The following is a 25,046-nucleotide window of genomic DNA, read 5'->3' as shown; positions in this document are numbered from 1 at the left end:
AGATGTACGACCCCACAGTCGCCCGACTCACCTACCGGGCCCTGCTCGGCCGGCGCCGGGCCCTCATCCTGGGCGCGTTGCCCCTGCTGCTGATCGTGATCTCGGTCGTGGTGCGCGCCCTCGCCGGCGCCGACGACCAGACGGCGTCCGACCTGCTCGGCGGGCTCGCGCTCGCCACCATGGTGCCGATCATCGGTGTCATCGCGGGCACGGGCGCGATCGGTCCCGAGATCGACGACGGCTCGGTGGTCTATCTGCTGTCCAAGCCGGTCAAACGGCCGACGATCATCTTCACCAAGCTGATCGTGGCGATCGCCGTGACGATGGTCTTCTCCGCCGTGCCGACGCTGATCGCGGGCTTCATCCTGAACGGCAACGGCCAGCAGATCGCCGTGGCCTACACGGTGGCCGCCCTGGTCGCCTCCATCGCCTACGCGGCGCTCTTCCTGCTGCTCGGCACGGTCTCCCGTCACGCGGTGGTGTTCGGGCTGGTCTACGCGCTCGTCTGGGAGGCCCTGTTCGGCTCCCTCGTGTCCGGGGCCCGCACGCTCAGCGTCCAGCAGTGGTCGCTGGCCGTGGCCCACAAGGTGGCCGGCGGGGACATGGTGACCTCCGACGTCGGACTGACGACGGCGACGGTCCTGCTGGTCGTCGTCACCGTGCTCGCCACCTGGTACGCGGGACAGAAACTGCGGTCGCTGACGCTCGCGGGCGAGGAGTAGAGGCCCCGCACATCGAGCTCGCTCATGACCTCGCTCACCGGCCCCGCTTATTGACGGAGGCTTCACCTCTGTCCGGGCACACTGGGCAATCGGGACGTTCGGGTGGGAGGACGGGGATGGCAGGCGAAACGCCACAGCACGACGGCCGGGGGCAGTCCGGGGACGTATGGGACGACCTGGTCCTCGACGAGGACTTCATACGCTCCGCCGACACGTCCGAACCGTCCGCCCGGGCCCGGATGCTCGCCGCGCGCTGGCGCAGCGAGGAGCCGGAACCCCAGCCCTGGCGCTCCGACGAGCCGCCCGCGGGGTGGTTCTTCAGCAAGCGCCGGCGCAGGTGGCGCCGCCGGTAGGACCGGGCCCCCGGACCACGGGCTCGACAGGACCCGGCCCGGCGGCTCTGCGGCCGCCCGTTAATCAGTGGCGTCGGACTCGGCGTCCGGGCACAGTGGTGGTGTCCAGGACGCCGGGTTCGAACCGGCGCCACGCACTGGGGAGGAGCCGGGCGATGTCCATGCACGACAGTCCGTCCAGCTCCCCACAGGGCAGCCCGCGGCGGACTCCGGAGTAGTTACGCCTCCGTCGAGTCCGTACCGCACGGGGAGCTGCCCGGGGCGGCCGCTTCGAGCACGCGGCGCACCGCGTCCGCGTGAGGTCGCCCTCCCGGAGGATTGGCCGAGTGGTAAGGCACCGGTTTGCGCTGTGTCCGATGAGAAGCAAGCCGTGGTCGGGCCGGAAAAGCCCGCGCACGTTCGATTCGTGCATCCTCCGCAAGACCAAGTGATCCCCGCGGGCGATCACGCACTTCAGCCCAGCAACCGCTCAAGCACCACCGCGATGCCGTCCTCCTCGTTCGAGGACGTCACCTCGTCGGCCACCGCCTTGAGTTCCTCGTGGGCGTTGGCCATGGCCACGCCGTAAGACGCCCAGGCGAACATCGGGATGTCGTTGGGCATGTCGCCGAAGGCGATCGTGTCGGCGGCCTTCATGCCCAGCCGGCGGGCCGCCAGGGACAGTCCCGTGGCCTTCGACAACCCCAGCGGAAGCAGTTCGACGACGCCCTCGCCGGCCATCGCCACGGTGACGAAGCCGCCGGCGGCCTGGCGGGAGGCCTCGGCCAACTCGTCGTCGGTCAGCGTCGGGTGCTGAATGTAGATCTTGTTCAGCGGGGCGGTCCACAGGTCGGACGCGTCCGTGAAGGGGGTCGCGGGGAGCTTGCCGGTGACCGCGTAGCCCGGCCCCACCAGAACCTCGCCGTCGAGCCCGTCGCGGCTCGCCGCGAGGTACAGCGGGCCGACCTCCGCCTCGATCTTCGCCAGCGCCACCCCGGCCAGCTGCCGGTCGAGGGTCACCGATGTCAGCAGGCGGTGCTCGCCGGCGTCGTACACCTGTGCGCCCTGGGCGCAGACCGCGAGGCCGTCGTAGCCGAGATCGTCGAGGATGTGCCGGGTCCAGGGGGCCGCGCGACCCGTGACGACGATGTGGGCGGCGCCCGCCGCGGTGGCCGCGGCGAGCGCCTCACGGGTGCGCCGCGAGACCGACTCGTCGGAGCGCAGCAGCGTTCCGTCGAGGTCGGTCGCTATCAGGCGGTAGGGAAAGCCCGAGGCGGCTGACGTGCTCACTTGGCGACCGGTTCCAGGACCTCACGGCCGCCCAGGTACGGACGCAGCACCTCCGGCACCCGCACGGAACCGTCGGCCTGCTGGTGGTTCTCCAGGATCGCCACGATCGTGCGCGGTACGGCGCACAGCGTGCCGTTGAGCGTCGCCAGCGGCTTGACCTGCTTGCCGTCCCGCATCCGGATCGACAGCCGGCGGGACTGGAACTCGGTGCAGTCCGAGGTCGAGGTCAGCTCGCGGTACTTGCCCTGGGTCGGGATCCACGCCTCGCAGTCGAACTTGCGGGCGGCCGAGGAGCCGAGGTCGGCGGAGGCGACGTCGATGACCCGGAACGGCAGTTCCAGCGACGTCAGCCACTGCTTCTCCCACTCCAGCAGGCGCTGGTGCTCGGCCTGCGAGTCCGCCGGGTCGACGTACGAGAACATCTCGACCTTGTCGAACTGGTGGACGCGGAAGATTCCCCGGGTGTCCTTGCCGTGCGAGCCGGCCTCGCGGCGGAAGCAGGGCGAGAAGCCCGCGTAGCGCAGGGGGAGCCGGTCGGCGTCGATGATCTCGTCCATGTGGTACGCGGCGAGGGGGACCTCGGAGGTGCCGACGAGGTAGAGGTCGTCCTTGTCCAGGTGGTAGACGTCCTGGGCCGCCTGGCCGAGGAAGCCGGTGCCGGCCATCGACTGCGGGCGGACCAGCGCGGGCGTCAGCATCGGCGTGAAGCCGGCCGCCGTGGCCTGCGCGATCGCCGCGTTCACGAGCGCGAGTTCGAGGAGCGCGCCGACGCCCGTCAGGAAGTAGAAGCGCGAACCGGAGACCTTGGCGCCGCGCTCGACGTCGATCGCGCCGAGGATCGTGCCGAGTTCCAGGTGGTCCTTCGGCTCGAAGCCCTCGGCGCCGAAGTCACGGATCGTGCCGTGCGTCTGCAGCGTGACGAAGTCCTCCTCGCCGCCCACGGGCACCTCAGGGTGCACGAGGTTGCTGAGCTGGAGGACGAGCTCCTGGGTCTCGGTGTCGGCGGCGTCGCGCTCGGCGTCGGCGGCCTTGACGTCGGCGGCCAGCTGGCTCGCCTTCTTCAGCAGCTCGGCCTTCTCGTCGCCGGAGGCCTTGGGGATGAGCTTGCCGAGCGCCTTCTGCTCGGCACGCAGCTCGTCGAAGCGGACGCCGGACGACCTGCGCCGCTCGTCGGCGGACAGGAGGGAGTCGACGAGCGCGACATCCTCTCCACGGGCGCGCTGGGACGCGCGCACACGGTCGGGGTCCTCACGGAGCAGGCGAAGGTCAATCACGCCGTCAAGGCTACCGGTGCGGGGTGACGCCTCACGACTCACTATTGCGGGCTGCACCAAATCGCGCATTACGTTCCGCTTTGACTCAATTGCCCGCTGTGTTCTTCTGTGTCAATAAAAGGTGTCTCACTCCCTGGGACGGAGTAGACGTTCGGCGGCTGGTTGACCCGATTCCCTTGTGAGGAACGGTACTTGGGGGCGTCCCTGTCCACAGAAATCCACAGCCGCGGAAAGTTATCCACAGGGTGTGCGAAAGATCTGTGGATGCCGGAAGTGATCATTCCGATGCGGGTCTCCGGAGCGGAGGATTCCCGGGGCAAACCGCCTTCACGCCCACTTTCGAGTGGAAATGAGTCGCTTCGAAGGGTGGAGTGAAGGAAACGAGTGGACGAAGAGTGGCCTACGGGACTGTGGACGAATGTGAGGGCTGTAGGGCGATTTGTCGACCGTGTGGCACGTCGTTGTCGACTTGTCCCCAGGTCGAGAAGCCTGCCTGTGGATAACTCCTGTGGATAACTAAAATATGCAGGTAGGGACGGCCGGTAACGCCCTAGAAACGTCCGTCCTGGCACCGCGCCACCCAGTCCGCCGCCGCGGCGAACTCCTGGTCCGAGGTCCCCTTCATCAGCGGACGCACGCCCTCCTGTCCCACATCCGCACGCGGGTACGAACCGAGGAACCGCACCTGGAGGCAGATCCGCTTGAGCCCCGTCAGGGCCTCGGCGACCCGGCGGTCGGAGATATGGCCCTCCGCGTCGATGCAGAAGCAGTAGTTGCCGATGCCGGCGCCGGTGGGCCGGGACTGCAGCAGCATCAGGTTGATGCCGCGCGTCGCGAACTCGCCCAGCAGGTCGCGCAGACCGCCGGGGTGGTCGTCGCGCTGCCACAGCACGACGGACGTCTTGTCGGCGCCGGTCGGCGCGGCGGGCCGGGCGGGCCGGCCGACCAGCACGAACCGCGTCTGGGCGTTCTCGGCGTCGTGGATCCCGGTCTCCAGGGCCGTGAGGCCGTACCGGGCGGCGGCGAACTCGCCCGCGAAGGCGGCGTCGTACTGGCCCTCCTGGACCAGCCGGGCGGCGTCCGCGTTGGAGGCGGCCGACTCCCAGTGGGCGTCCGGCAGGTTCCTCTTGAGCCAGTTGCGCACCTGCGGCTGGGCGGCCGGATGGGCGGAGACCGTCTTGATGTCCGACAGCTCCGTGCCCGGCCGGACCAGCAGCGCGAAGGTGATCGACAACAGCACCTCGCGGTAGATCATCAGCGGCGCGCCCGCGACCAGTTCGTCGAGTGTGGTGGTGATCCCGCCCTCGACGGAGTTCTCGATCGGCACGAACGCGGCCTCGGCCTCCCCGCCGCGGACCGCGTCGAGCGCCGACTGTACGGACACGTACGGAATCAGCTCCCGCGTCGCCGCCTCCGGAAGCGTCCGCAGAGCGACTTCGGTGAAGGTGCCCTCGGGACCGAGATACGCATAGCTCGCTGGCATGACCTCACCCTAATGGCCCCTGAGAAACGCAGCGCACGCATCCCCCGACAGCCACCCCTGAGGGCGATGGACCGCTCCCCAGGGAGCTGGACTCACTGCTCGGGGTGATGGACCCCCCTGGGACCGCTGAAGGCGATGCACCCCCAGAGCCCTGTACTACCCCTCCAGCAGCCGCTGTCCCACGTACTCCCCCTCCGCCGCCCCGCCCGGCACCGCGAACAGGCCGCTGGCCTCGTGGCGGATGTACTGGGAGAGGGCGTCGCCGCGGTCGAGCTTGCGCTGGACCGGGACGAAGCCGCGCAGCGGGTCGGCCTGCCAGCAGACGAAGAGGAGGCCGGCGTCGGGGACCCCGTCCTCGTCGAAGCCGTCGTGGTACGAGAACGGGCGGCGGAGCATCGCCGCGCCCCCGTTCTGGTCGGGGCGGGTGATGCGGGCGTGCGCGTTGACCGGGACGACCAGGTTGCCCTTGGCGTCGGTCTTCTCCAGGTCCATCTCGGTCGTCTCGGTGCCCCCGGACAGCGCCGCCCCGTCGGACTTGCGGCGCCCGATGACGTTCTCCTGGGCCGTGACCGAGAGCTTCTCCCAGTCGTCGAGGAGCATGCGGATGCGGCGTACGACGGCGTAGGAGCCGTTCGCCATCCACCCGGGCGTGCCGGACCCGGGTACGAAGACACGCTGCTCGAAGTCGGATTCGCGGGGCTTCGGATTGCGGGTGCCGTCCAGCTGGCCCATCAGGTTGCGGGCCGTCATGGGATGGGATGTGGCACCGGGCGAGCGGTTGAAGCCGTTCATCTGCCAGCGGAGCCGCGCCGCGCCGCCCGCGTCCTTCTGGAGGGCGCGCAGGGCGTGGAAGGCGACCAGTGCGTCGTTGGCGCCGATCTGCACCCACAGGTCGCCGTCGCTGCGCTTCTTGTCGAGGTGGTCGGAGGAGAAGTCGGGCAGCGGGTCGAGCGCGACCGGGCGCTGTTTCTCCAGGCCCGTCCGCCCGAAGAAGCTGTGTCCGAAGCCGAAGGTGACTGTCAGCGAGGACGGGCCGGCGTCCCGGGCCACGTCCGTGTCGTCGTGGGGCGCCGCCTCGCCCGCCATCAGCCGCCGGGCCGTCTGCGACCAGCGGCGCAGCAGCGCGGCGGCCTCCTTGCGGCCCGCCCCCGCGGCCAGGTCGAAGGCGACGAGGTGGCCGCGGGCCTGGAGGCCCTCGGTGATCCCGGGCTGATGTTTCCCGTGAAACATCACCTGGTCCGCGCCCACGGAGGTGAGCGGCGTGGCCCGGGACGGATGCGCGGTGTAGCCGACGGCCCCGCCGGCCGCGCCGAGGACGAGCCCGGTGGCCCCGGCGGTCCCGAGGAGCTTCCGTCGGGTGACGCCCTCCACGGAGAGGGCTGTTTCAGGGGCGCCCTGCTCGAGGTCGGAGGCGCCCTCGTCGAGCGCGGGAGGGCGTGCCTCCGGGATGGACTGGTCAGGCATGGTGATGGTTCAGCCGATCTGCGCGTTCTTGGAGACGGTCGTCTGGTCGATGTCGGAGGTCCGCACGGTCACCGCGATCTTCCATTCGCCGGCCATGGGGATCTGTACTCCGTTCGCCGACCAGTGACCGGTGGTGATGTGGTCGGGCGCCACGGGCAGCGGTCCGATCTTCTTGGCCTCCAGGGTGAAGGCGACCTTCACCTCGGGGATGTCGAAGGCACGTCCGTTGGGCCGCTGGACGTAGACGTGCATCTCGTTGCCGCCCACGCGCGCGGGATCGAGGTCGACCGTCACGACGCCCTTGCCGTCCTGGCCGCCCGTGTCGAACGACATGTCCAGGGTCAGCGCACCGGCCGACGACGCCGACGAGGAGGACGACGAGGCCGAGGAGGAGGCCGCCTTGGCGTCCTCCTCCGTGCGTCCCGGCTCGGTCTGCGTCAGCACGGTGGTGACGGCGAGCAGGACGACGGCGACCCCGGCCTCGGCGAGCACCGAGCGGCGCAGCCCGAACCGGTTCGGGTCGGCGTCCCGTGTGCGCTTCTGCCGCGCCGCGTCCATCGCGGCCCGCTGCCGGGCGAGCTGAGCGGCCCGCGGGGAACCACCGGAACCCTTCGATGTGGCACCGGAGCTCTTGGCGGCCGTAGCGCCACCTTTCGCCGCCGTACCGGCACCGGCCTTGGCCGTTACCCGCTGTTTCTTCGACGTGGCCCGCTGGACCACCGTGTCCGTCAGCCGTGCCGTCCACCGCCGCGAGATGTACGCGGTGCCGACCAGCAGCGCGACGAGCCCGATCTTGACCAGCAGCAGTTGCCCGTACCGGGTGCCGGTGAACGCCGACCAGGATCCGAGCTGACGCCAGGACTGGTAGACGCCGGTGACGACCAGCGCGACCACGCTGCCGAAGGCGACGGTGGAGAACCGGCGGACGGCGCCGGTGTCGACGGGCCGGTCCGAGGGGGCCCAGTACAGCGCGCCGAGGAGCGCGGTGAGCCCGCCGAGCCAGGTCGCGACGGCCAGCAGATGGATCACGTCGACGGGCATCGCGATGCCCGGCTGCAGCCCGACGGAGGCGTGCTCGGACATCGCCCAGCTCGCGGCGAGCCCGGCGGCCACGACCGTCCCGCCGGTCGCCATCCCGAAGGTCAGGTCCCGCTTCTCCTCGTCCTCGCGCTTCTCGTACGCCCCGAACAGCACCGCGATGAACAGCGCTGCCGCGGCGAGCAGCAGCAGCCGGGACACCAGCGCCGCGCCCGTCTTGGTCTGCAGCACCTGGCCGAGCAGGTCCAGGTCGAAGATGTCGCCGGCCTTCCCGGAGGTGGCGTAGGAGCCACGCAGGAGCAGCAGGAAGAGGGTGGCGGCGGTGAGCGTGAGCCACCCGGCGACGACGAGCCGCTGCATGGCCCGCACCCCGGCGCCGCGCTGCCAGCAGGCGAGTACGAAGGCGGCGCCGCCGACCAGCACGACGAAACCGGCGTACGACATGTACCGGCCGAACCCGTACAGCCAGCCGACGACCCCGCCGCCCGCCGCCGGCCCGGACACCGCGGCGGAGGTCGCGGAGGGCTTGCCCACGGAGAAGGTGTAGGCGCCGGAGACGGGATGGCTGTCCGCGGAGACGACCTGGTAGGTGACGGTGTACGTGCCGTCGGGCAGGCCGCTGTGCAGTTGCACCGCGTAGGTCGTGCCGCTCACGTTGGACGGCTTGCCGCTCTGTACGGGCTTGCCCTTGGGGTCGAGTACGCGCAGCGAGTCGGCGGACGTCGAGACCTGCTCGGAGAAGGTCAGCGTGACCTGGGTGGGCGCCTTGTCGACCACCACCCCCTGCTGGGGATCGCTGCCGGTGAGCGCGGCGTGCGCGGAGGCCGGCGCGGCCGTGGTGAGGAGCAGTCCGGCCGCGGCCAGGAGCAGCAGCACCAGGGTCCGGACGCGGGGGGCGATGGTCTTCGTCAAGGGGATTCCCTCCCTCAGTGTCCGGTTTTCGGGACGTACGTCGCCGACTTCACCGGCATCTTGACGACGACGGGGTCGGACGAGGCGAAGTGCAGCTCGACCGAGATGATCTGGCCCTGCTTCGGCTTGCGTTTCAGCTTGTCGAACATCAGATGGTTGCCGCCGCTTTTGAACACGAGTTGACCATGCGCGGGGACGGGGAGTTCCGTGAGCTCCTGCATGGCGCCGCCGGCCGTCTCGTGCATGGTGATCTCGCCGGCGGAGCTGGTGACCGAGGTCAGCTCGTCCTTCGTGCCGCTGTCGTTGGCGATCGTCAGGTATCCGGCCGCCATGTCGTCGGAGACGGGCTGCGGCATGTAGGCGCCGGAGACGGTGATGCCGCCCTGGCCGGAGCTTCCCTCGGAGCTGGAGGACGAGCCGCTGTCGGAACCGCAGCCGGCGAGGAGCAGGGCGGCGGCCCCGGCCAGGACGCCGACCGCGGGGGTGGGACGCCTCACGGATTCTCACCCTTGATGATCTTGGGGAGGTCCTTGGTGTAGTCGTCGACCGTGGCGTCCTCGCCGTACAGCAGATACCCGGCGTCGGTCTTCGGGGAGAAGGCGACGACCTGGGTGCCGTGCACGGAGACGAGCTTGCCGTTCTTGTCCTTGTGCGTCGGCTCGATGGAGATGCCGACGGTGCGGGCGCTCGCCTGGATGGTGGCGAAGTCGCCGGTGAGGCCGACGAACCGGGAGTCGATGCCCTTGAGCCACTTGCCGAGTTCGGCCGGGGTGTCCCGGCCCGGATCGGTGGTGACGAACACCACGCTCAGCTTGTCCTGTTCTGCCTTGGGCAGCTGCTTCTTGGCGACGGCGATGTTGTTCATGGTCAGCGGGCAGACGTCGGGGCAGTGGGTGTAGCCGAAGTAGATCAGGGTCGGCCTGCCCTTGGTCTCCTCGCGCAGGTCGTACTTCTTGCCCTGGGTGTCGGTGAGGACCAGGTCCGGTTTCTCGAACGGCTGGTCGAGGACCGTGGCGGGCTTGTCCGAGCCGGCCTCCTCGGACACCACGGACACGGGTGAGCCGCTGTCGTCACTGCTGCCGCAGGCGGAGAGGGTAAGGGCGGCGGCGGCGAGCAGCGCGGCCGCGGCGAACGTCTTCTTGCGCATAGAAAAATGTCCCAGATGTAAGAGCGACGACGCCCACCGGGGTCGCACGCACAGTCCTACGAACCTTCGTATGAACCTTCGTGCGACCCTTGGTGCGGCCCCGGTGGGCGAGCGGGCAGTGATCGTCAGGCGTTGGTGCGGCGGCGTCCGGCCAGCACGCCGTAGGCCACGCCCAGCACGCCGACGACGATGCCGACCACGCCCAGGACCCGGGCGGTGGTGTCGCTGCTGTCGGAGGGGGCGGCGGTCTCGGCGGCGGCGTTCTCGGTGGACGTAGTCTTGTCGGAGGTCTCCTCGGCCGCGGACGAGCCGTGGTGGCCGTCCTCGGCGGCGGCGGACAGGGTGAGCACGGGAGCCGGGTTCTCTGGTTCCTCCGCGCCCTTCTGCTGCTCCTCGATCCAGCGCACGACCTCGTTGTCGGAGTACGTCTGGATCGCCTTGAAGACCATGTCGTCCGCGTCCTCGGGCAGCGCGCCCACGGAGACGGGGAACTTCTCGAAGTAGCCGGGCTGGATCCCCTTGCCGTCGGCGGTCCAGGTGACCTTGCTGACGGCCTCGGTGATCTGCTTGCCGTGTGCGTCGACGGGCTTGGCGAGTTCGGCCTTGGTGACCTTGACGGTCCAGCCGGCCATCGGCTCCGGCATGACCGAGGCCAGCGGGTGCTCGGTGGGGAAGCTGACCTCGAGCTTGGTGGTCGAGGCGTTGTCGCGCTCGTTGGGGACCTTGAAGTCGAGGACCGCGTAACCGCCCTTGGCCGCGGGCCCCTCGGGCTGCACGCTGACGTGCGCGAACGCGGGCGAGGAGAGGACGACGGAGGCGGTGGCGGCGACGGCGCCGGTGAGGGCGAGACGAGAGGCCTTCATGGACAGCACTCCACTTCGGTGGGCTTCCGGTGCGGAAGCCAGGAACGCGGGAAGGGGGAAGAGGGGTGCGCGTGCGTGATCACTCGGAAACCCGGAACACGGGAGCACGGGATCACCGGCACACGCGCGTGCCGCACGACGGCGGCCCCTCTCCACGGATGTGGAGCGTGCGGTCGGCGTCGCGTCAGGCGGCGAGAACGAGAGCGGCGGCGGCCGGCGGGCCCCGCCTCGTCACCGTGTGCTGGAGCGCGGTGGTGCGAAGTGCCGGCGGTGCGAGCAGGCCGGCGGACGGCAGTCGTGGACCGGCTTCGGGCGTGCCCGGCAGCCCGGCCCGCAGGGCGCGCACCAGCGCGAGCGCCCCGCGCAGGGACCGTACGAGCGCCCCTTCGGCGACCAAGAGCGCCGATACGGCGGACAGTTCGACGAGCCGCAGCAGCGCCATGTCCCCGCGGCGCAGCAGCCAGCCGGCGGCGACGGCCGCGAGAACGTGCCCCAGCAGCATCGGCAGCGACGGCAGCAGCGCCATGGAGGAGCCGGCGGCGGACAGGGCGCCCGCGGGATGATGCGCGGCGCCCGTACCGGCCTGGTCGACCAGTGAGGCGTCGGGCAGCGACGTCAGGGACGCCATCGAGGACATCGGTCCGGAGGCCGAAGAGCCCGTCGTGGCCGTACCGGCGGCCAGGCCGGCAACCGGGCCGTGGCCGTTCTGCCCCAGGCCGAACAGAGTGTGCAGCACGGTCTGGCCGACGGCGAGCAGTGTGGCGATCCCGGGCAGCGAGCGCTCACGTCCGGCGAGTGGTGCCGCCACCAGGACGACCCCCAGGAATCCCGCACCCAGTGTCCACAGCGGAACCGTGGCGCAGGAGGCGAGGGCGTGCCCCGCCGCGCCCAGCATGACGCAGACCGCGGCGAACACCGCGGCCCGAAGAACCCGGAGATCTCCTCCGAGGCGCGTCATGCGCGGGTGGGGGGCAGTCATGGCGGGCTCATCATCGCACTGCTCTTATGGGCGCCATACGGCAGGTCCACAAGATGACGTACGGGCGGTACGACCGGAAGGTCACATGTGCCACGAGCTGCCCCACATACACCGACAGCCACCCCAGATACATCCGCCGTATGGGCGGCATCACGTCAACTCTGTGCTTACGCCGGTGCACTCGCGGCAATACGTAACGGTATGTCGAGCCGCGGCCAGGAGGCTGGAGCATGAGCATCTGGTGGTCACTCCATCTGCGGCGCGAAGCTGCGAGCGTTCCGCTCGCCCGGCGCCTGCTGCTCGGCACCATGGAGACCGCGGGCGTCGATCCCGACGTCTCGTACGACCTCTCCGTGGCCCTCAGCGAGGCCTGTGCGAACGCCGTCGAACACGGCGGGGACACCGCGTACGGCGACTCCTCGGAGGCGTTCCGGGTCACCGCCTACCTCGACGGTGAGAAGTGCCGCATCGAGGTGGCCGACTCGGGGCCCGGCTTCGCCCGCCCCCAGACCGTCCGTCCCGCTCCCACCGGGGCCGAGAACGGGCGCGGCCTCTGTCTCATCCAGGAGCTCGCCGACCACGTCCACATCGGCAACAAGCCGGGCCGGCGCGGTGCGGTGGTCAGCTTCGACAAGATCCTGAAGTGGCGGAAGGACGCGCCGCTGATGGCGGTGTAGTTCCGCGGCACGCACTCTCAGGCCGCGCACAGTGTGCGCTCACGGTCCTCACGGACGGCCTTCCTACTGTCCCGGACATGACGGGAAACCACAGCAACTCGGGAAACCACAGGGACTCGGGAAATCACACGGATCCCGGAAATCACAGGGACCGGGGGATCACCCGGCGCCGCGCCCTCGCGGTGACCGGCGGCACGATCGCGGCCGGCGGCATCGCGATCGCCGGTTACCAGTCGGCGGCGTACGCCGACACGGCGACCACCACCGAGGCCACGGCCACCGCGCCGGCGGCCTCCGGCAGCGGCACCTGCATGACGCTGATGTCGAGCGTCACCGAGGGGCCGTACTACCTGGACGGCGCCCTCGTCCGCAAGGACATCACCGAGGGCAAGAGCGGCGTCCCGCTGACCCTGCGCCTGACCGTCGTGGACGCCACCGACGGCTGCACCCCGGTCCCCGGCGCGGCCGTGGAGATCTGGCACTGCGACGCCTGGGGCTACTACTCCGGCTACACCACCGCCAACCCCGGCGGCTCCGCCCCCGCGGAGAGCGAGGACGGGTCCACCGCCGACGACCACACCTACCTGCGCGGCTACCAGATCGCCAACGCCAACGGCGTCGTCAAGTTCGAGACGATCTTCCCTGGGTGGTACACGCCCCGGACCTGCCACATCCACGTCAAGGTGCACACCGGCGGCCAGAAGGAGGACGGCACCTACGAGGGCGGCAAGGTCAACTACACCGGCCAGCTGTTCTTCCCGGACGACATCGCCGAGGAGATCTTCACGCTGGAGCCGTACGTGAAGCACAGCGGCAGCTACACCACCCTCGACAACGACATGGTGTACGACGGCTCAGGCGCATCGGGCGGTCTGCTGACCCTCGACGCCGTCCACAAGAAGGACCCCTCCAGGGGCTACAAGGGGTCCCTCACGCTCGGCGTGGACCCGGACGCGGAGAACACCGGCGCGGGCGGCGGCGCCGGCGGTACGCCACCCAGCGAAGCCCCGAGTGGCGCCCCCACAGGGACCCCACCGAGCGGCACCGCCTCCCCGTCGGCCTCTGCCTAGTCGCCGTCGGCGCCGGCGTCCTCGTAGCGCGTGCACAGCCGCGAGGACGAAGCGCCGGCCCATGCGGCCGTGGAGGCGCTGACCGGACAGCCGGCGCTCGCCCCCAAGCCAGGCCTGCCCCGATCCGCGCGAACTCGGCGTCCGGGCCGGCCACCGGCACCACGACGTGCTGCGCTGGTCGGCCAGGGCGCTCGCGCCCGGCCTCGCGGCGATGGCCGCCGCCGCACCGGCGGACCCACACCCCGGCTCCGTACGGAACTGGGCGCGGTCGGACTGTGCACCGAGTACTTGGTGGGCCTGGCCGGCGGCGGCCACCGGGGCGCTCTGTGGGTGCTCGGTCTGCTGGTCGCCGCGGCCGCCCTGGGGCCCCGCGCCGGGTCCCGGGAGGTGACCACCCTCGAGGACACCGAACTCCTGCACAGCGCGGGCCCGCCCGGCCGGCGGCACGTCCAGGCGGGCGCCCGCGGGATTCTGGAGGCGGGCGGTACGGCGACGGAGGCGGGCCGCGCGGCCCTGCACGCCTTCGACGCCGACCTGCACGCGCGCGTGGAGCCCACGGGGGAGTGCGGGCTGCCGGCGGGGGGCCTGTTCCCGGACTCCCTTCCGGTGCGGGTCAGTTCACCGGAACGGGCAGCCCGACGTCCGCCCGGGCGCCCTGGGCCCTGTGCGCAGCCGGACCCATCGCGTACGACGCCGCCAGCGTCACCCCGCCCAGCAGCAGCCATCCGGGGGTGCCCCACGCCACGAGCAGCGTCGTCAGGACCAGTGGGCCGAGAGTGCGGGCGACGGTGACGCCGGTCCCGAAGAACCCCTGGTACTCGCCCACCCGGTCGGCCGGAGCCAGATCGAAGGAGAGCTGCCAGGAACCCGCCGACTGTCCCATCTCCGCGACCACTTGCAGCCCCGCACCGACGATGAGCGCGCCCACGGCCACCCAGGGCGAGGCGCCCGCCGACAGCGCGAACGCCGCGCACGCCGCCAGCATCACCCACCCCGACCGCCGCACCGCCCGCGTGGCCGACGCGAGCCCGTTCACCCCGCGCGCCATCCGCACCTGGAACAGCATCACCGCCCCGGTGTTGAGCACGAACAGCGCGGAGACCAGCCAGGTCGGCGCGTCCGTGCGCTCCGCGATCCACAACGGCAGCCCGAGACTGAGCAACGGCATGCGCAGCAGCAGCACGGTGTTCAGCAGCGTGACGACGGCGTACGGGCGGTCGCGCAGGACACCGAGGCCGTGACGGTTCTTCGCAGCCCTCGGCGGCACGGACGGCAACCGCAGCAACAGCGCGGCGCACACCACGAAACTCACCGCGTCCAGCGCGAACACCCCGAGATACGCCGCCCTCGTCCCGGCGTGCAGCGCGAGCCCGCCCAGCCCCGCGCCCACCGCCAGCCCGGCGTTCAGCGTCGACTGGAGATGCGCGAGCAGCCCGGTCCGCTCCCCGGCGGACGTCAGCCCCGCCAGCAGCGCCTGCCGGGCCGCGGCCAGCCCCGACTGGGCGGCGGCGTACGCGCACGCGGCCGCGACGAACGGCCAGAACCCGCGCACGACGAGGAAGGACCCCACCGCGAGCGCCGTGGCCAGCGCCAGCAGCACCGCTGTTCCGCGCGGCCCCCGCCGGTCCGCGAGCCGCCCCAGCGGCACCCCCACCAGCGAACCGAACGCCCAGGCGAGGGTCAGACCGAGGCCCACGCGCGCGGGGGCGAGCCCGACGACATGGGTGAAATACAGCGCCGACGTCACGTAATAGGCGCCGTCGCCGACGGAGTTGGTCAACTGGGCGAGGGCCAGGACGCGTTGCGGGCCCGCGGGCGGGACGAGTGCGTTCGTCATGCACTCGACCCTAGGAACACGGTGGGTCAGTCCGCAGACCCAATCAGTGCCTCTGTCCGTGGCCCAATTCCAGAACCTTCCCAAGTACCTCCAAGGCCTCCGGGTACACCCGCTCCCGGGGCGTCCCGTAGCCCACGACCAGCCCCTGCGGCCGCCCCTCGGCGCCCGGCGCGTGCCAGTGCTCCCCGAGGTGCCCCACCGCGAGCCCCTGAGCCGCCGCCCGCTCCAGCACCGCCGCCTCGTCGTCCACCTCCACGAGCGCGTGCAGCCCGGCCGCGATCCCGCGTACGCGCCGACGCGCCCCCAGGCGTTCCAGGAGCTGGTCCCTGCGCCGCCGGTACCGCAGCCGGCAGGCGCGCACATGACGGTCGTACGCATGGCTGTCGATCAGCTCGGCCAGCGCCAACTGGCCGATGGACTCGGTGTGGTGGTCGCTGTGCAGCTTGGCTTCCGCCACCGCGTCGACCAGGTGCGGCGGCAGCACCGTCCAGCCGAGCCGCAGCGCGGGCCCCAGTGTCTTGGAGGCGGTGCCCAGATACGCCACGTGCCCCGGCGCCATCCCCTGCAGCGCGCCGACGGGCTGCCGGTCGTAACGGAACTCCCCGTCGTAGTCGTCCTCGACGATCAACGCCCCACGCGCGCGTGCCCAGTCGGTGAGCGCCCGCCGCCGCTCCGGGTGCAAGGTCACGCCGGTCGGATACTGATGCGCGGGCGTGACGACCACGGCGGCCGTGCCCCCGATGTCCTCCAAGTCCTCGACGCACGCCCCCCGTTCGTCCACCCGCACCGGCACGACCCGCCCGCCCCCGCGCCGGACCACCTCCCGGTGGAAGGGCAGCCCGGGATCCTCCATGGCCACCGTGCCGCCCTCCAGCACCCGCGTGAGCAGCGACAGCCCCTGCACGTACCCGGAGGTGACCACGATCCGTTCCGGCGGCGCGACGACCCCGCGAGCCCGCCCGAGATACCCCGACAGCGCGGTCCGCAGCTCGATCCGCCCGCGCGGATCGCCGTAGTCGTACGCCCGCGTGGGCGCCGTGGCGAGGGCACGCCGCAGCGCGCGCAGCCAGGCGGCGGCGGGAAACGTCCCCACGTCCGGACTCCCCGGCCGCAGATCGAAACGCGGCACCCGCGCGCGGGCGGTGGCCTCCGGCGGCTCGGCCGCGACCGGAGGCAGCGGGGCGACCCGGGTCCCGGCGCCCTGCCGAGCCGTGAGATACCCCTCGGCGACAAGCTGGTCGTACGCCGCCTTGACGGTCCCGCGCGAGACCCCCAACTCCTCCGCGAGCCGCCGAGTGGCAGGCAACCGCGCCCCGGGCGCCAGCCGTCCGTCCCGGACCGCGTCGCGCAGGGCACGCTCGAGCCCGGCGCGACGCCCTTCGCCAGGGTCCGCTTCTATGTGCAGGTCCACACCAACGCCGTCAGGGGCGTGAGGCTGTGACATATCAGGCTCCGGGATGTCGGGGATCGCGAAGATCCTCGCGCAGCGCAGCTCAGCGCGGTGCGCCGCGTGGGCGCGACCGGCCACGACCTGCCCGCAGCCGGAACTCAGCCCTTGAGAGCCGCCATCCACGCCTCGACCTCGTCGGAACGCCGCGGCAACCCGGAAGACAGGTTCCGGTTGCCGTCCTCCGTCACCAGAATGTCGTCCTCGATCCGCACACCGATACCCCGGTACTCCTCCGGCACGGTCAGATCGTCGGCCTGGAAGTACAACCCGGGCTCGACGGTCAGCACCATCCCCGGCTCCAGCACCCCCTCGACGTACGACTCGGTCCGCGCGGCAGCGCAGTCATGCACGTCCATGCCGAGCATGTGCCCCGTCCCGTGCAGCGTCCACCGCCGCTGCAGCCCCAGCTCCAGCACCCGCTCCACCGGCCCCTCGACCAGCCCCCACGCCACCAGCCGCTCGGTCAGCACGCGCTGGGCCGCGTCATGGAAGTCCCGGTACTTCGCTCCCGGCCGCACCGCCGCGATGCCGGCCTCCTGGGCCTCGTGGACGGCGTCGTAGATCTTCTTCTGGATCTCGCTGAACCGCCCGCTGACCGGCAGCGTGCGCGTGACGTCGGCGGTGTAGTAGGTGTGCGTCTCCACGCCGGCGTCGAGCAGCAGCAGATCACCGGAGCGCACCGGCCCGTCGTTGCGCACCCAGTGCAGCGTGCAGGCGTGCGGTCCGGCCGCGCAGATGGAGCCGTAGCCGACGTCGTTGCCCTCCACGCGCGCGCGGAGGAAGAACGTGCCCTCGATGTACCGCTCGGAGGTGGCCTCGGCCTTGTCCAGCACGCGTACGACGTCCTCGAAGCCACGCACGGTCGAGTCGACCGCCTTCTGCAGCTCGCCGATCTCGAACTCGTCCTTGACCAGTCGCGCCTCGGAGAGGAAGACCCGCAGCTCCTCGTCGCGCTCGGCAGTGACCTTGTCGGTCAGCGCGGCCTCGATGCCGGCGTCGTAGCCGCGCACCACCCGCACCGGACCGGTGGCCCCGCGCAGCGCGTCCGCGAGCTCGCGCACGTCGGAGACGGGGATGCCGTACAGCTGCTCCGCCTCGGTGAGGGAGTGGCGGCGGCCGACCCACAGCTCGCCCTGGCCGGAGAGCCAGAACTCGCCGTTCTCGCGGTCGGAGCGGGGCAGGAGGTAGATCGTCGCCCGGTGGCCGTCGGCGACGGGCTCCAGGACGAGGACGCCGTCCTCGGTCTGGTTGCCGGTGAGGTACGCGTACTCGACCGACGCCCGGAAGGGGTAGTCGGTGTCGTTCGAGCGGGTCTTCAGGTTGCCCGCGGGGATGACCAGACGCTCACCGGGGAAACGCGCCGACAGCGCGGCGCGCCGCGCGGCGGTCTCGGCGGCCTGGGCGATCGGCTCCAGGCCGCGCAGCTCCGTGTCGGCCCAGCCGGACTTCATGTTCTCGGCCAGCTCGTCGGACACACCCGGGTACAGGCCGTTCTTGCGCTGCTTGATGGGCTCTTCCGGCTCTTCCGACTCTTCCGGGCCCGCTGCGTCAGCAGCACGATCAGATACTGCCGGGGTGAGCTCGTCGGCCACGGTCATCCTCCTAGATATGGCACTGGACCTCATCCATCGTACGGTCGTACGGAAGGGGGCCCGGGGCCGTAGGACCTGTTACCGGCGGCTGCTCGAAGACGGCTGCTCAAGGACGGCGACGTAAGGCGGCTGCCCGACGTCGGCAACCCGCAGACGGTTGCCCGACGTCGGCAACCCGCAGACGGTTGCCCGACGTCGGCTACTCGAAGTGAGCGGCGAGCAACACCACGTCCTCTTCGCTGTCCGCCTCGTCCCGCCCGCCCGGCAGCACGGTCCGCAGGACGTGGTCGGCGATCGCGGCCGGGTCGTGCCGCAGGTCCCTCGGTACCCCGGCCGCCGCCGCGTGCAGCCGCGCGAAGGCACGGTCGGTGGGGTCGCCGGTGCGGTGCAGCAGCCCGTCGGTGTACAGCAGAACCGTCTCTCCGGCCGCCGCCTGGAACTCCACGCTCGGCGCCTCCCAGCAGGCGAGCATTCCCAGGGGCGCCGACACGGACGTCTCCACGAACTCGGTGCGCCGCTGCCCGACCAGCAGCGGCGGGCAGTGCCCGGCACCGGCCAGGGTGATCTTGCGCAGCGCGGGCTCGCAGTAGGCGAACAGGGCGGTGGCCGAGCGGGCGGGCTCGGTGAGCCGGAGCAGCAGCTCCAGGTCGGACAGGACGGCGACGGGGTCCTCGCCCTCCATCACGGCGTACGCCCGCAGGGAGGCCCTCAGACGTCCCATCGCGGCGATCGCGCTGGCCCCGGAGCCCGTCACCGAGCCGACGGCCAGCCCGAGCGCGGCGTCCGGCAGCGGCAACGCGTCGTACCAGTCGCCGCCGCCGCGCGGGCCGGTGCGGTGGCGGGCGGCGAGCCGTACTCCGGCGACGCGCGGGAGCCGGGACGGCAGCAGTTCCTCGGAGATCGTCGCCAGGCACGCGCGCGTGCGCTCCACCTCGACCAGCCGGGCCAGGTGCTCGCCCGCGTACCGGGCGTACAGGCCGACGAGGTGGCGCCGGCGCTCGGACGGCTCGGCGGGCTCGTCGTAGAGCCATACGGCGGCCCCGAGACGGCCGGTGGCGGGGTCGGCGGTCAGGGGGAGCGCGTAGCTCGCGGCGTAGCCGAGGCGGGCGGCCACCTCGCGGTGGCGGGGGTCGAGTCCGTCGTCCGCGAACAGGTCGGGCTGGGCGATCTCGCCGTCGCCGCCCGGCAGTCCGTCGAGGATGCGGCCGTACGCCAGGGAGCTGCGCGGCACGGTCTCGATGTGGCCGAGGTCGGCGCGGCCGAGACCCAGGCCGATGGTGGTGTCGGGGCCGAGCCCGTCGGCCGGCTCCAGCACCACGAGTCCACGGCGGGCGCCCACCAGGGCGGCTCCGGCGCGCAGTACTTCCTGGAGAGCGTCGGCGATCGCGTCCGTGCGCACCAGCCGTTCGGTGAGCTCGTGCAGGGTCGTGAGGTCGGAGACCCAGCCGGCGAGACGGTCGGTGAGCAGGGCGCCCGGGGCGTTGGGGGAGAGCACCGAAGAGGTACCCGAGGCGGCAGGCGCGGGCGCGACAGTGTGTGCGGGCGAGGGAACCGTTGAATCGATTCCAGCCACTTTCGGGGGGTGGGGGGCGTTCATGGTGTCCGGCTTTCTGACCGGTGCGTATTGCTCAAAAGCATCGCAAACCCCCATGTCATTCTGCACCGCTAGCAGTGTCTCCACATGTACACGCACTCGTAAGGGGATGTCCAGCATTGTCCTGCCGGGATTCCTGGTGTCCGTGAGCCATCGGTGCACCACTTGCCAAAAGGCAAAGATGGCTTAAAACTGACCCAGGTAGAGGCTTATTGCGGTCGACTGGGCGTGTTCCACAGAGCGTCACACCGGTCGTGATGGGTACGTACTCGGAGAAGACCAGGGGTGGTTGGCAATCACCCGGAACCTGGTGACGGACCCGGGCGTCTTAGCCACCGACGACCGAGCCCCATCCTCCCGTGGCGGAGGCGAAGAGAAATACGCGGGACGGCAAACGCCAGACTTCGCCACCCCCACGCCACGCTCATGCTTTTGATAGACCGCAGGTATGGGCGAGGCTGCCGCGGACGCAGCCGACGTTCGGCCCATAGGGGTTCCCCTTGTCTCCGACAGGGGTGTGATGCGCCAACAGGTACGCACAGTGAAGTGATCGACACATGGTGTGATGTGGTCCACGGTGTTGCCAGCGGTGCAACGGAAAGGAACGAGCGCTCATGCGCGAGATCCTCGGAAAGCGACGCAGGCTCCTGTCCCAGCGCAGCGACGGGAGGCCTGAGTTGATCAGCGCGGCCCTGACCTTCGCCAAGGAATGGCAGTGGCCCGTACTCCCGGGTGTGGCGGCGGACCCGCAGGGTCGCGACCGCTGCGGGTGCCCGGACCCCGAGTGCACGGTGCCAGGTGCCCACCCCTTCGACCCCGGCCTGCTCGCGGCCACCACCGACGAACGCATGGTGCGCTGGTGGTGGGCCAACCGGCCCACCGCCCCCATCGTCCTGGCCACCGGCGGCAAGGCGCCCTGCGCGGTCAGCCTGCCGGCGCTCCCGGCCGCCCGTGCGCTCAGCGCGCTCGACCGCGACGGCATGCGCCTCGGCCCGGTCGTCGCCTCGCCCACCCGCTGGGCGATCCTCGTGAAGCCGTACTCCCTGGAACAACTGGGCGAACTGCTGTACGCCAAGGACCATGTCCCCGGCTCCCTCCGCTTCCACGGCGAGGGCGGCTACCTCGCCCTGCCCCCGTCCGAGACCGGTCAGGGCGAGATCCGCTGGGAACGTGCACCACTGCCCGGCTCCGCCGCCCCATGGGTGCCGGATGTCGAGGCCGTGGTGGACGCGGTGGTCGAGGCTCTCACTCGTACGGGTGTGAACGCACCCGAGTTGTAAGGGTGTCGGGCGCGGACGGAACCGGCCGCCCGCTCCCGCTCGTTATCTTCCGGCTATGAACCTTCGTCTGCTCGCCCTCGCGGGCGTCGCGGCATGCGCGGTCGCGCTGCCGCTGGCCGTGGCGTCCGCGGGCCAGGTGGGCGACGAGGGCCGCCCGCCCACGCGCACCTCCGTGCACGCGGATGGGCTTGATTCCGAGCGTACGTCTGCGGACGCCGATGGGCGGCGATCCGTACGCGCGTCCGCGGGCGCCGACGGGCGGGGATCCGTACGCACGTCCGCGGACACCGATGCGCGCGCCTCCGTACGCCCTTCCGCCCGCGTCGACGCGAAGGCCCCGTCCGCCGAGTCCGGCCTCCCCCGCGCGCGAACCACCTCGGAGCAGGGGAACGCGACGCCGTTCCTGCTCGGCCTGGGGCTGGCCACCGCCGCCCGCTGCGGTCCCGAACTCACCTCCCCCGACGGCATCGAGGCGCAGACATGTGTGCTGACCCAGGGTGAGGAGAGGTGGGCGCGTACCTACTACCGCAACACGACCGGCGACGCGCTGGACGCCGTCCTGAGCCTGCTGGGGCCCGGTGGCCGCGCCGTGCAGATCCGCTGCGCGGTGGCCGCCGAGGACGAGCCCGGAATCTGCGAGACACCGCGCGAGCGCACCCTGGGCGACCTGGACGGCTACTCGGCGGTCACGGAGTTCGCGGCGCGGGGCGGGGGCGGGCCGCTGCTACTGCGGTCAGCGAGCAACTCCGGGGCGCCTACGGGTAGTTGACGCGCGATTCCATACCGTGAAGAAGTCCGCGCAAGGAAAGACCCGGTTGCTGGCGACGGGGGATGCACCAGCAACCGGGCTACTCGAACGGTAACAAGAGATCGGTGGTTCGCAAATTCGATCGCGGCTCGTCGTCGGCTATTCGGACACGAATTGGCTTGTCCTGAACGGGAGTTGTGAGCCTCGGGCGCCCGAACCGTGCGGCTGACCGACCAGTCAGCCGCACGGACTTCGTCAACTCAGCGTGACCTGCCGGTTGGTGAGCCCGCCGCGCGCGCGGCGCTCGTCGGCGGTCAGCGGAGCGTCCGTGGCCAGAGCGTCCGCGAGGCGCTCGGCGAACTCGGCGGCCGGCTTCTCGATGTCTTCCGCCCCGGTGCCCCTCGGCAGGTCCCAGACCGGCACGGTGAGCCCGTGAGCGCGGAAGGAACCCACCAGACGGGTGCCCTCGCCGAGGCTGGAGCGGCCCGCCGCGTGCAACCGCGCGAGAGAGTCCAGAAGCTGCTCCTCCGGGTGCGGCATGACCCAGCGCAGGTGGTTCTTCTCCGGGGTCTCGCACCAGTACGCCGCGTCCACGCCGGTCAGCCGCACCGTCGGGATGGCTGCGGCGTTGGCCCGCTCCAGGGAGGCGGTCACCTCCGGAGTGGCGTTCTCCGCGTCCGGGACCCAGAACTCGAAGCCCGGGTGCACAACTGGCTCGAACGCACCTTCGGGATCGAGCAGATCCTGCAGCCGCGGACTGTCGGCCGGGGCACGGCGGCCCTGCACCGGGGTGCCGGGCTCCGCGGTCAGCGCGCGCTGGAGGGTGTCGGCGAGGTCGCGGCTGATGTCGCCGGACGCCGTGTCGTTCTGCAGGCCGATCAGCACCGAGCCGTCGTCGCGGCGTAGCGCGGGCCAGGCCATCGGCAGGACCGTGGCCAGCGTGACCGACGGGACGCCCTCGGGGAGGCCGCTCTTCAGCGTCAGCGTGGCCGTCGCGGCCGGCACCAGCTCGCGCAGCGCCACCCAGTCGCACTCGCCCGGCAGTCCCTCGAAGGGGCGGTGCACCAGCTCGGTCGCGGCCTGCGCGGCCGCCCGGCCGTGACAGGCCTTGTAGCGGCGGCCACTGCCGCACGGGCAGGGCTCGCGGGCACCGACGACCGGAACGTGCCCATCAGCGCCTGCGGCGCGGGCCCCGTCCGTGGTCTGCGGCCGCTTGGCCTTCGTCTGGGGGCGCTTCTTGGCCATGGTGGGTGTCTCCCGGTTACGGCTCGTCTCGTACGGGCGCGAGCCTAGCCGTTCACGACTTGACCGATGGGAGCCTGTGGACAACGGGGCCGGTGTGCCGCGCTGTGGGCACGGGAGTCCGAGTGCTCCGGTCGGGCAAGTCCTCCGGCGGGCAAGTCCTCCGGTTGGTCCGGTTCTCCGCTCGGCTCAGTCGCTGGCGTCGATCCAGTCGCTGGCGTCGATCCAGTCCAAGTCGTCGGCCGGCGTGGAATCAGTCCATGTCGTCGAACGCGTCCGCGAAGTCCAGGCCCGGCAGGGCCGGTACCGACGGTGCCGTGATGCGTGTGGCGAAGTCGTCGCGGCGGTGACCGGCGTCCGGGTCATGAACGTCGGCGTGGACGACCACCCAGACCGTGACCTCGCCCCGGGCGTCGTCCCGGACGCCCCAGTCCTCGGCCAGTGCCGTGATGATGTTGAGCCCGCGGCCGCCGTGTGCGGTGACCGAGGGCGTGGCTGGAGACGGGCGGGTGGGCCCGCCGCCGTCCGTCACCTCGACCGTGAGCCTGCCGCCCGCGTCCACCCGCCAGGTGGCGCGGACGTCGCCGTCCCCGGCCAGGGCGTCGCCCAGCGGCCGGCCGTGCTTGCACGCATTGCTCAAAAGTTCGGAAAGAATCAGTACGGCGTCGTCGATGACCGATTCCGATACACCGCCCCCGCGCAGTTGCGTACGCATACGGTGCCTTGCCTGGCCCACGCCCGCAGGGCCATGGGGTACGGCCATGCTCGACGACGTGGGCACCTCCTGTGCCACCACCAACGCCACCCCCGAGACCTCCTTTGCCCCACGCCACGGTGTGGATGCCCCTTTGGCCTGTACCGGAAACCGGCCAACCCAGGTCCGACGACGCATTCGCAACGATCGAATACCGACCGAACGCGCCGGAGCACTCCCTGTAGTGATATGGCTGGATTTCGACGGTGGCCGAAGCTGGAGAATGGCGTCCGGGGGGCGGACGGGTCAAGGGTTCTTCACAGGTCTTTACCAGTCATGTCCGCACCTCATGTCTGGCACTCACCTCATTCGCGACCCTCTCCCGCCGTCTTCGTCAGCCGTCTCCGGCAGGCATCTTCGCCAGTCGCCTTCGCCGGTCGCCTTCGCCGGTCGCCTTCGCCGGTCGCCTTCGCCGGTCGCCTTCGCCAGTCAGCGGCCGAGCCGCTGCAGCACCGCGGCCGGACGGTTGGTGATGATGGCGTCGACGCCCAGGCCGAGGCAGAGGTCGACGTCCTCCGGCTCGTTCACCGTCCACACGTGCACCTGGTTGCCGACCGCCTTCAGGCGCTCGATGTAAGCGGGGTGGTTACGCACGATGCGGATCGAGGGACCCGCGATCCGGACACCCGCGGGCAGCCGTCCGTCGCGCAGCCGGGGCGAGACGAACTGCATCAGGTAGACCGTCGGCAGTGTCGGTGAGGCGGCCCGCACCCGGTGCAGCGAGCGCGCCGAGAAGCTCATGACCCGGACCGGCGACTCCAGTGCCGAGTCCGGGGCGTCGAGCCCGAAGCGCTTCAGCAGGTGCATCAGCCGCTCCTCGACCTGCCCCGCCCACCGCGTGGGGTGCTTGGTCTCGATCGCCAGCTCCACCCGCCGCCCGGCGTCCGCGACGAGCTCCAGCAGCCGCTGCAGAGTCAGTACCGAGGTGTCCTCACGGTCCTCGGGGCGGAACTCCCAGTCGGGCTCCTCGTCGCGTGTGCGCCAGAAGTCCCGCGTTCTGCGCGAGCCGAAGTCCAGGGCGGCGAGGTCCGCGAGCTCCAGTGCGGAGACCGCTCCGCGGCCGTTGGACGTACGGTTGACGCGACGGTCATGGACGCAGACGAGATGACCGTCCGCGGTCAGGCGTACATCGCATTCGAGGGCGTCGGCACCGTCCTCGATCGCCTTCCTGTACGCGGCCAGCGTGTGCTCGGGTGCCTCTTCGGAGGCTCCGCGGTGGGCGACGACCTGGATGCGGTGCTGTCGTACGTGGGTCACCGCGTCATGGTGCCACCGCGCGCGGGTACTCGTACGAACGG

Annotated in this window: 22 protein-coding genes, 1 tRNA gene and 1 pseudogene; 8 read left to right on the top strand and 16 right to left on the bottom strand. The window is 71.3% G+C overall.

From position 1 onward, the window contains the following. The first annotated feature begins 2 nt into the window (after nt 1–2). From ACIBK3_RS25405 to ACIBK3_RS25395, 3 genes are all read left to right on the top strand, one after another. The gene (locus ACIBK3_RS25405) at nt 3–722 is read left to right on the top strand and encodes an ABC transporter permease subunit (protein ID WP_399369052.1); all 720 of its coding nucleotides are present in this window, start codon (nt 3–5) and stop codon (nt 720–722) included. Nucleotides 723–838: 116 nt separating this feature from the next. Continuing rightward, nucleotides 839–1,075: a hypothetical protein gene (locus ACIBK3_RS25400; protein ID WP_399369050.1), complete on the top strand. Its 237-nt coding sequence runs from the start codon at nt 839–841 to the stop codon at nt 1,073–1,075. A gap of 312 nt (nt 1,076–1,387) precedes the next feature. Beyond that, nucleotides 1,388–1,493, top strand: a tRNA-OTHER gene (locus ACIBK3_RS25395). 35 nt (nt 1,494–1,528) lie between these two features. On the opposite strand, the gene ACIBK3_RS25390 is transcribed toward ACIBK3_RS25395, so the two are convergent. The 9 genes from ACIBK3_RS25390 to ACIBK3_RS25350 all read right to left on the bottom strand — a co-directional run bounded on the left by ACIBK3_RS25390 (nt 1,529) and on the right by ACIBK3_RS25350 (nt 11,504). Beyond that, nucleotides 1,529–2,344 (bottom strand): HAD family hydrolase, encoded by an 816-nt coding sequence (locus tag ACIBK3_RS25390; protein WP_399369048.1) that lies wholly within the window; start codon nt 2,342–2,344, stop codon nt 1,529–1,531. After that, nucleotides 2,341–3,618 (bottom strand): serine--tRNA ligase, encoded by a 1,278-nt coding sequence (gene serS, locus ACIBK3_RS25385; protein WP_399369046.1) that lies wholly within the window; start codon nt 3,616–3,618, stop codon nt 2,341–2,343. The genes ACIBK3_RS25390 and serS overlap by 4 nt, the downstream gene beginning before the upstream one ends. 550 nt (nt 3,619–4,168) lie before the next feature. Continuing rightward, a complete protein-coding gene (gene pheA / locus ACIBK3_RS25380; RefSeq protein WP_399369044.1) occupies nt 4,169–5,101 on the bottom strand; it encodes a prephenate dehydratase in 933 nt (310 codons plus the stop codon). A gap of 156 nt (nt 5,102–5,257) precedes the next feature. Next, nucleotides 5,258–6,565 (bottom strand): iron uptake transporter deferrochelatase/peroxidase subunit, encoded by a 1,308-nt coding sequence (gene efeB / locus ACIBK3_RS25375; protein WP_399369042.1) that lies wholly within the window; start codon nt 6,563–6,565, stop codon nt 5,258–5,260. Nucleotides 6,566–6,574: 9 nt separating this feature from the next. Next, entirely contained in the window at nt 6,575–8,515 is a 1,941-nt protein-coding gene (locus ACIBK3_RS25370; RefSeq protein WP_399369040.1) for a copper resistance CopC/CopD family protein, read from the bottom strand. Nucleotides 8,516–8,529: 14 nt separating this feature from the next. Continuing rightward, on the bottom strand, nt 8,530–9,012 hold the full coding sequence (locus ACIBK3_RS25365) for a copper chaperone PCu(A)C (RefSeq protein WP_399369038.1): 483 nt from the start codon (nt 9,010–9,012) through the stop codon (nt 8,530–8,532). Next, the gene (locus ACIBK3_RS25360; protein ID WP_399369036.1) at nt 9,009–9,662 is read right to left on the bottom strand and encodes an SCO family protein; all 654 of its coding nucleotides are present in this window, start codon (nt 9,660–9,662) and stop codon (nt 9,009–9,011) included. The genes ACIBK3_RS25365 and ACIBK3_RS25360 overlap by 4 nt, the downstream gene beginning before the upstream one ends. Before the next feature lie 125 nt (nt 9,663–9,787). Then, entirely contained in the window at nt 9,788–10,525 is a 738-nt protein-coding gene (locus tag ACIBK3_RS25355; protein WP_399369034.1) for a YcnI family protein, read from the bottom strand. Between the two features lie 184 nt (nt 10,526–10,709). After that, nucleotides 10,710–11,504: a hypothetical protein gene (locus ACIBK3_RS25350; RefSeq protein ID WP_399369032.1), complete on the bottom strand. Its 795-nt coding sequence runs from the start codon at nt 11,502–11,504 to the stop codon at nt 10,710–10,712. Nucleotides 11,505–11,734: 230 nt separating this feature from the next. On the opposite strand from ACIBK3_RS25350, the gene ACIBK3_RS25345 reads away from it, so the two are divergent. The 3 genes and pseudogenes from ACIBK3_RS25345 to ACIBK3_RS25335 all read left to right on the top strand — a co-directional run. Continuing rightward, nucleotides 11,735–12,181 (top strand): ATP-binding protein, encoded by a 447-nt coding sequence (locus tag ACIBK3_RS25345; RefSeq protein WP_399369030.1) that lies wholly within the window; start codon nt 11,735–11,737, stop codon nt 12,179–12,181. A gap of 182 nt (nt 12,182–12,363) precedes the next feature. Continuing rightward, complete coding sequence (locus ACIBK3_RS25340) at nt 12,364–13,251, top strand: intradiol ring-cleavage dioxygenase (RefSeq protein WP_399369970.1); 888 nt, start codon at nt 12,364–12,366, stop codon at nt 13,249–13,251. A 30-nt stretch (nt 13,252–13,281) separates the two neighbouring features. Beyond that, nucleotides 13,282–13,872 (top strand): annotated as a pseudogene (locus ACIBK3_RS25335) (triphosphoribosyl-dephospho-CoA synthase); the annotation flags it as partial. Here ACIBK3_RS25335 and ACIBK3_RS25330 read toward each other — a convergent pair. The 4 genes from ACIBK3_RS25330 to ACIBK3_RS25315 all read right to left on the bottom strand — a co-directional run bounded on the left by ACIBK3_RS25330 (nt 13,865) and on the right by ACIBK3_RS25315 (nt 19,844). Then, nucleotides 13,865–15,088: an MFS transporter gene (locus ACIBK3_RS25330; protein ID WP_399369028.1), complete on the bottom strand. Its 1,224-nt coding sequence runs from the start codon at nt 15,086–15,088 to the stop codon at nt 13,865–13,867. The pseudogene ACIBK3_RS25335 and the gene ACIBK3_RS25330 overlap by 8 nt on opposite strands. 43 nt (nt 15,089–15,131) lie before the next feature. After that, entirely contained in the window at nt 15,132–16,532 is a 1,401-nt protein-coding gene (locus ACIBK3_RS25325) for a PLP-dependent aminotransferase family protein (protein WP_399369026.1), read from the bottom strand. 104 nt (nt 16,533–16,636) lie between these two features. Then, a complete protein-coding gene (locus tag ACIBK3_RS25320) occupies nt 16,637–18,136 on the bottom strand; it encodes an aminopeptidase P family protein (RefSeq protein ID WP_399369024.1) in 1,500 nt (499 codons plus the stop codon). A gap of 193 nt (nt 18,137–18,329) precedes the next feature. Then, nucleotides 18,330–19,844 (bottom strand): PP2C family protein-serine/threonine phosphatase, encoded by a 1,515-nt coding sequence (locus ACIBK3_RS25315; RefSeq protein ID WP_399369022.1) that lies wholly within the window; start codon nt 19,842–19,844, stop codon nt 18,330–18,332. A gap of 494 nt (nt 19,845–20,338) precedes the next feature. Here ACIBK3_RS25315 and ACIBK3_RS25310 point away from each other — a divergent pair, with 494 nt between their 5' ends. Beyond that, the gene (locus tag ACIBK3_RS25310; protein ID WP_399369020.1) at nt 20,339–21,004 is read left to right on the top strand and encodes a bifunctional DNA primase/polymerase; all 666 of its coding nucleotides are present in this window, start codon (nt 20,339–20,341) and stop codon (nt 21,002–21,004) included. A 55-nt stretch (nt 21,005–21,059) separates the two neighbouring features. After that, nucleotides 21,060–21,773, top strand: a complete 714-nt coding sequence (locus ACIBK3_RS25305) for a hypothetical protein (protein ID WP_399369018.1) — start codon at nt 21,060–21,062, stop codon at nt 21,771–21,773. Between the two features lie 234 nt (nt 21,774–22,007). Here the strand turns inward: ACIBK3_RS25305 and ACIBK3_RS25300 are convergent, their stop codons facing one another. The 3 genes from ACIBK3_RS25300 to ACIBK3_RS25290 form a co-directional block, all read right to left on the bottom strand. Then, nucleotides 22,008–22,997 carry a DUF5926 family protein gene (locus ACIBK3_RS25300; RefSeq protein WP_399369016.1) on the bottom strand — a complete coding sequence of 330 codons (990 nt, stop codon included), beginning with the start codon at nt 22,995–22,997 and terminating at the stop codon, nt 22,008–22,010. A gap of 250 nt (nt 22,998–23,247) precedes the next feature. Further along, a complete protein-coding gene (locus ACIBK3_RS25295; RefSeq protein WP_399369014.1) occupies nt 23,248–23,886 on the bottom strand; it encodes an ATP-binding protein in 639 nt (212 codons plus the stop codon). 291 nt (nt 23,887–24,177) lie between these two features. Beyond that, nucleotides 24,178–25,005: a glycerophosphodiester phosphodiesterase gene (locus ACIBK3_RS25290; protein ID WP_399369012.1), complete on the bottom strand. Its 828-nt coding sequence runs from the start codon at nt 25,003–25,005 to the stop codon at nt 24,178–24,180. Nucleotides 25,006–25,046 lie beyond the last annotated feature (41 nt).

The organism is Streptomyces sp. NPDC050287, assembly GCF_044459385.1.
Taxonomy (GTDB): domain Bacteria; phylum Actinomycetota; class Actinomycetes; order Streptomycetales; family Streptomycetaceae; genus Streptomyces.
This window is presented reverse-complemented; position numbering and strand designations above follow the sequence as displayed.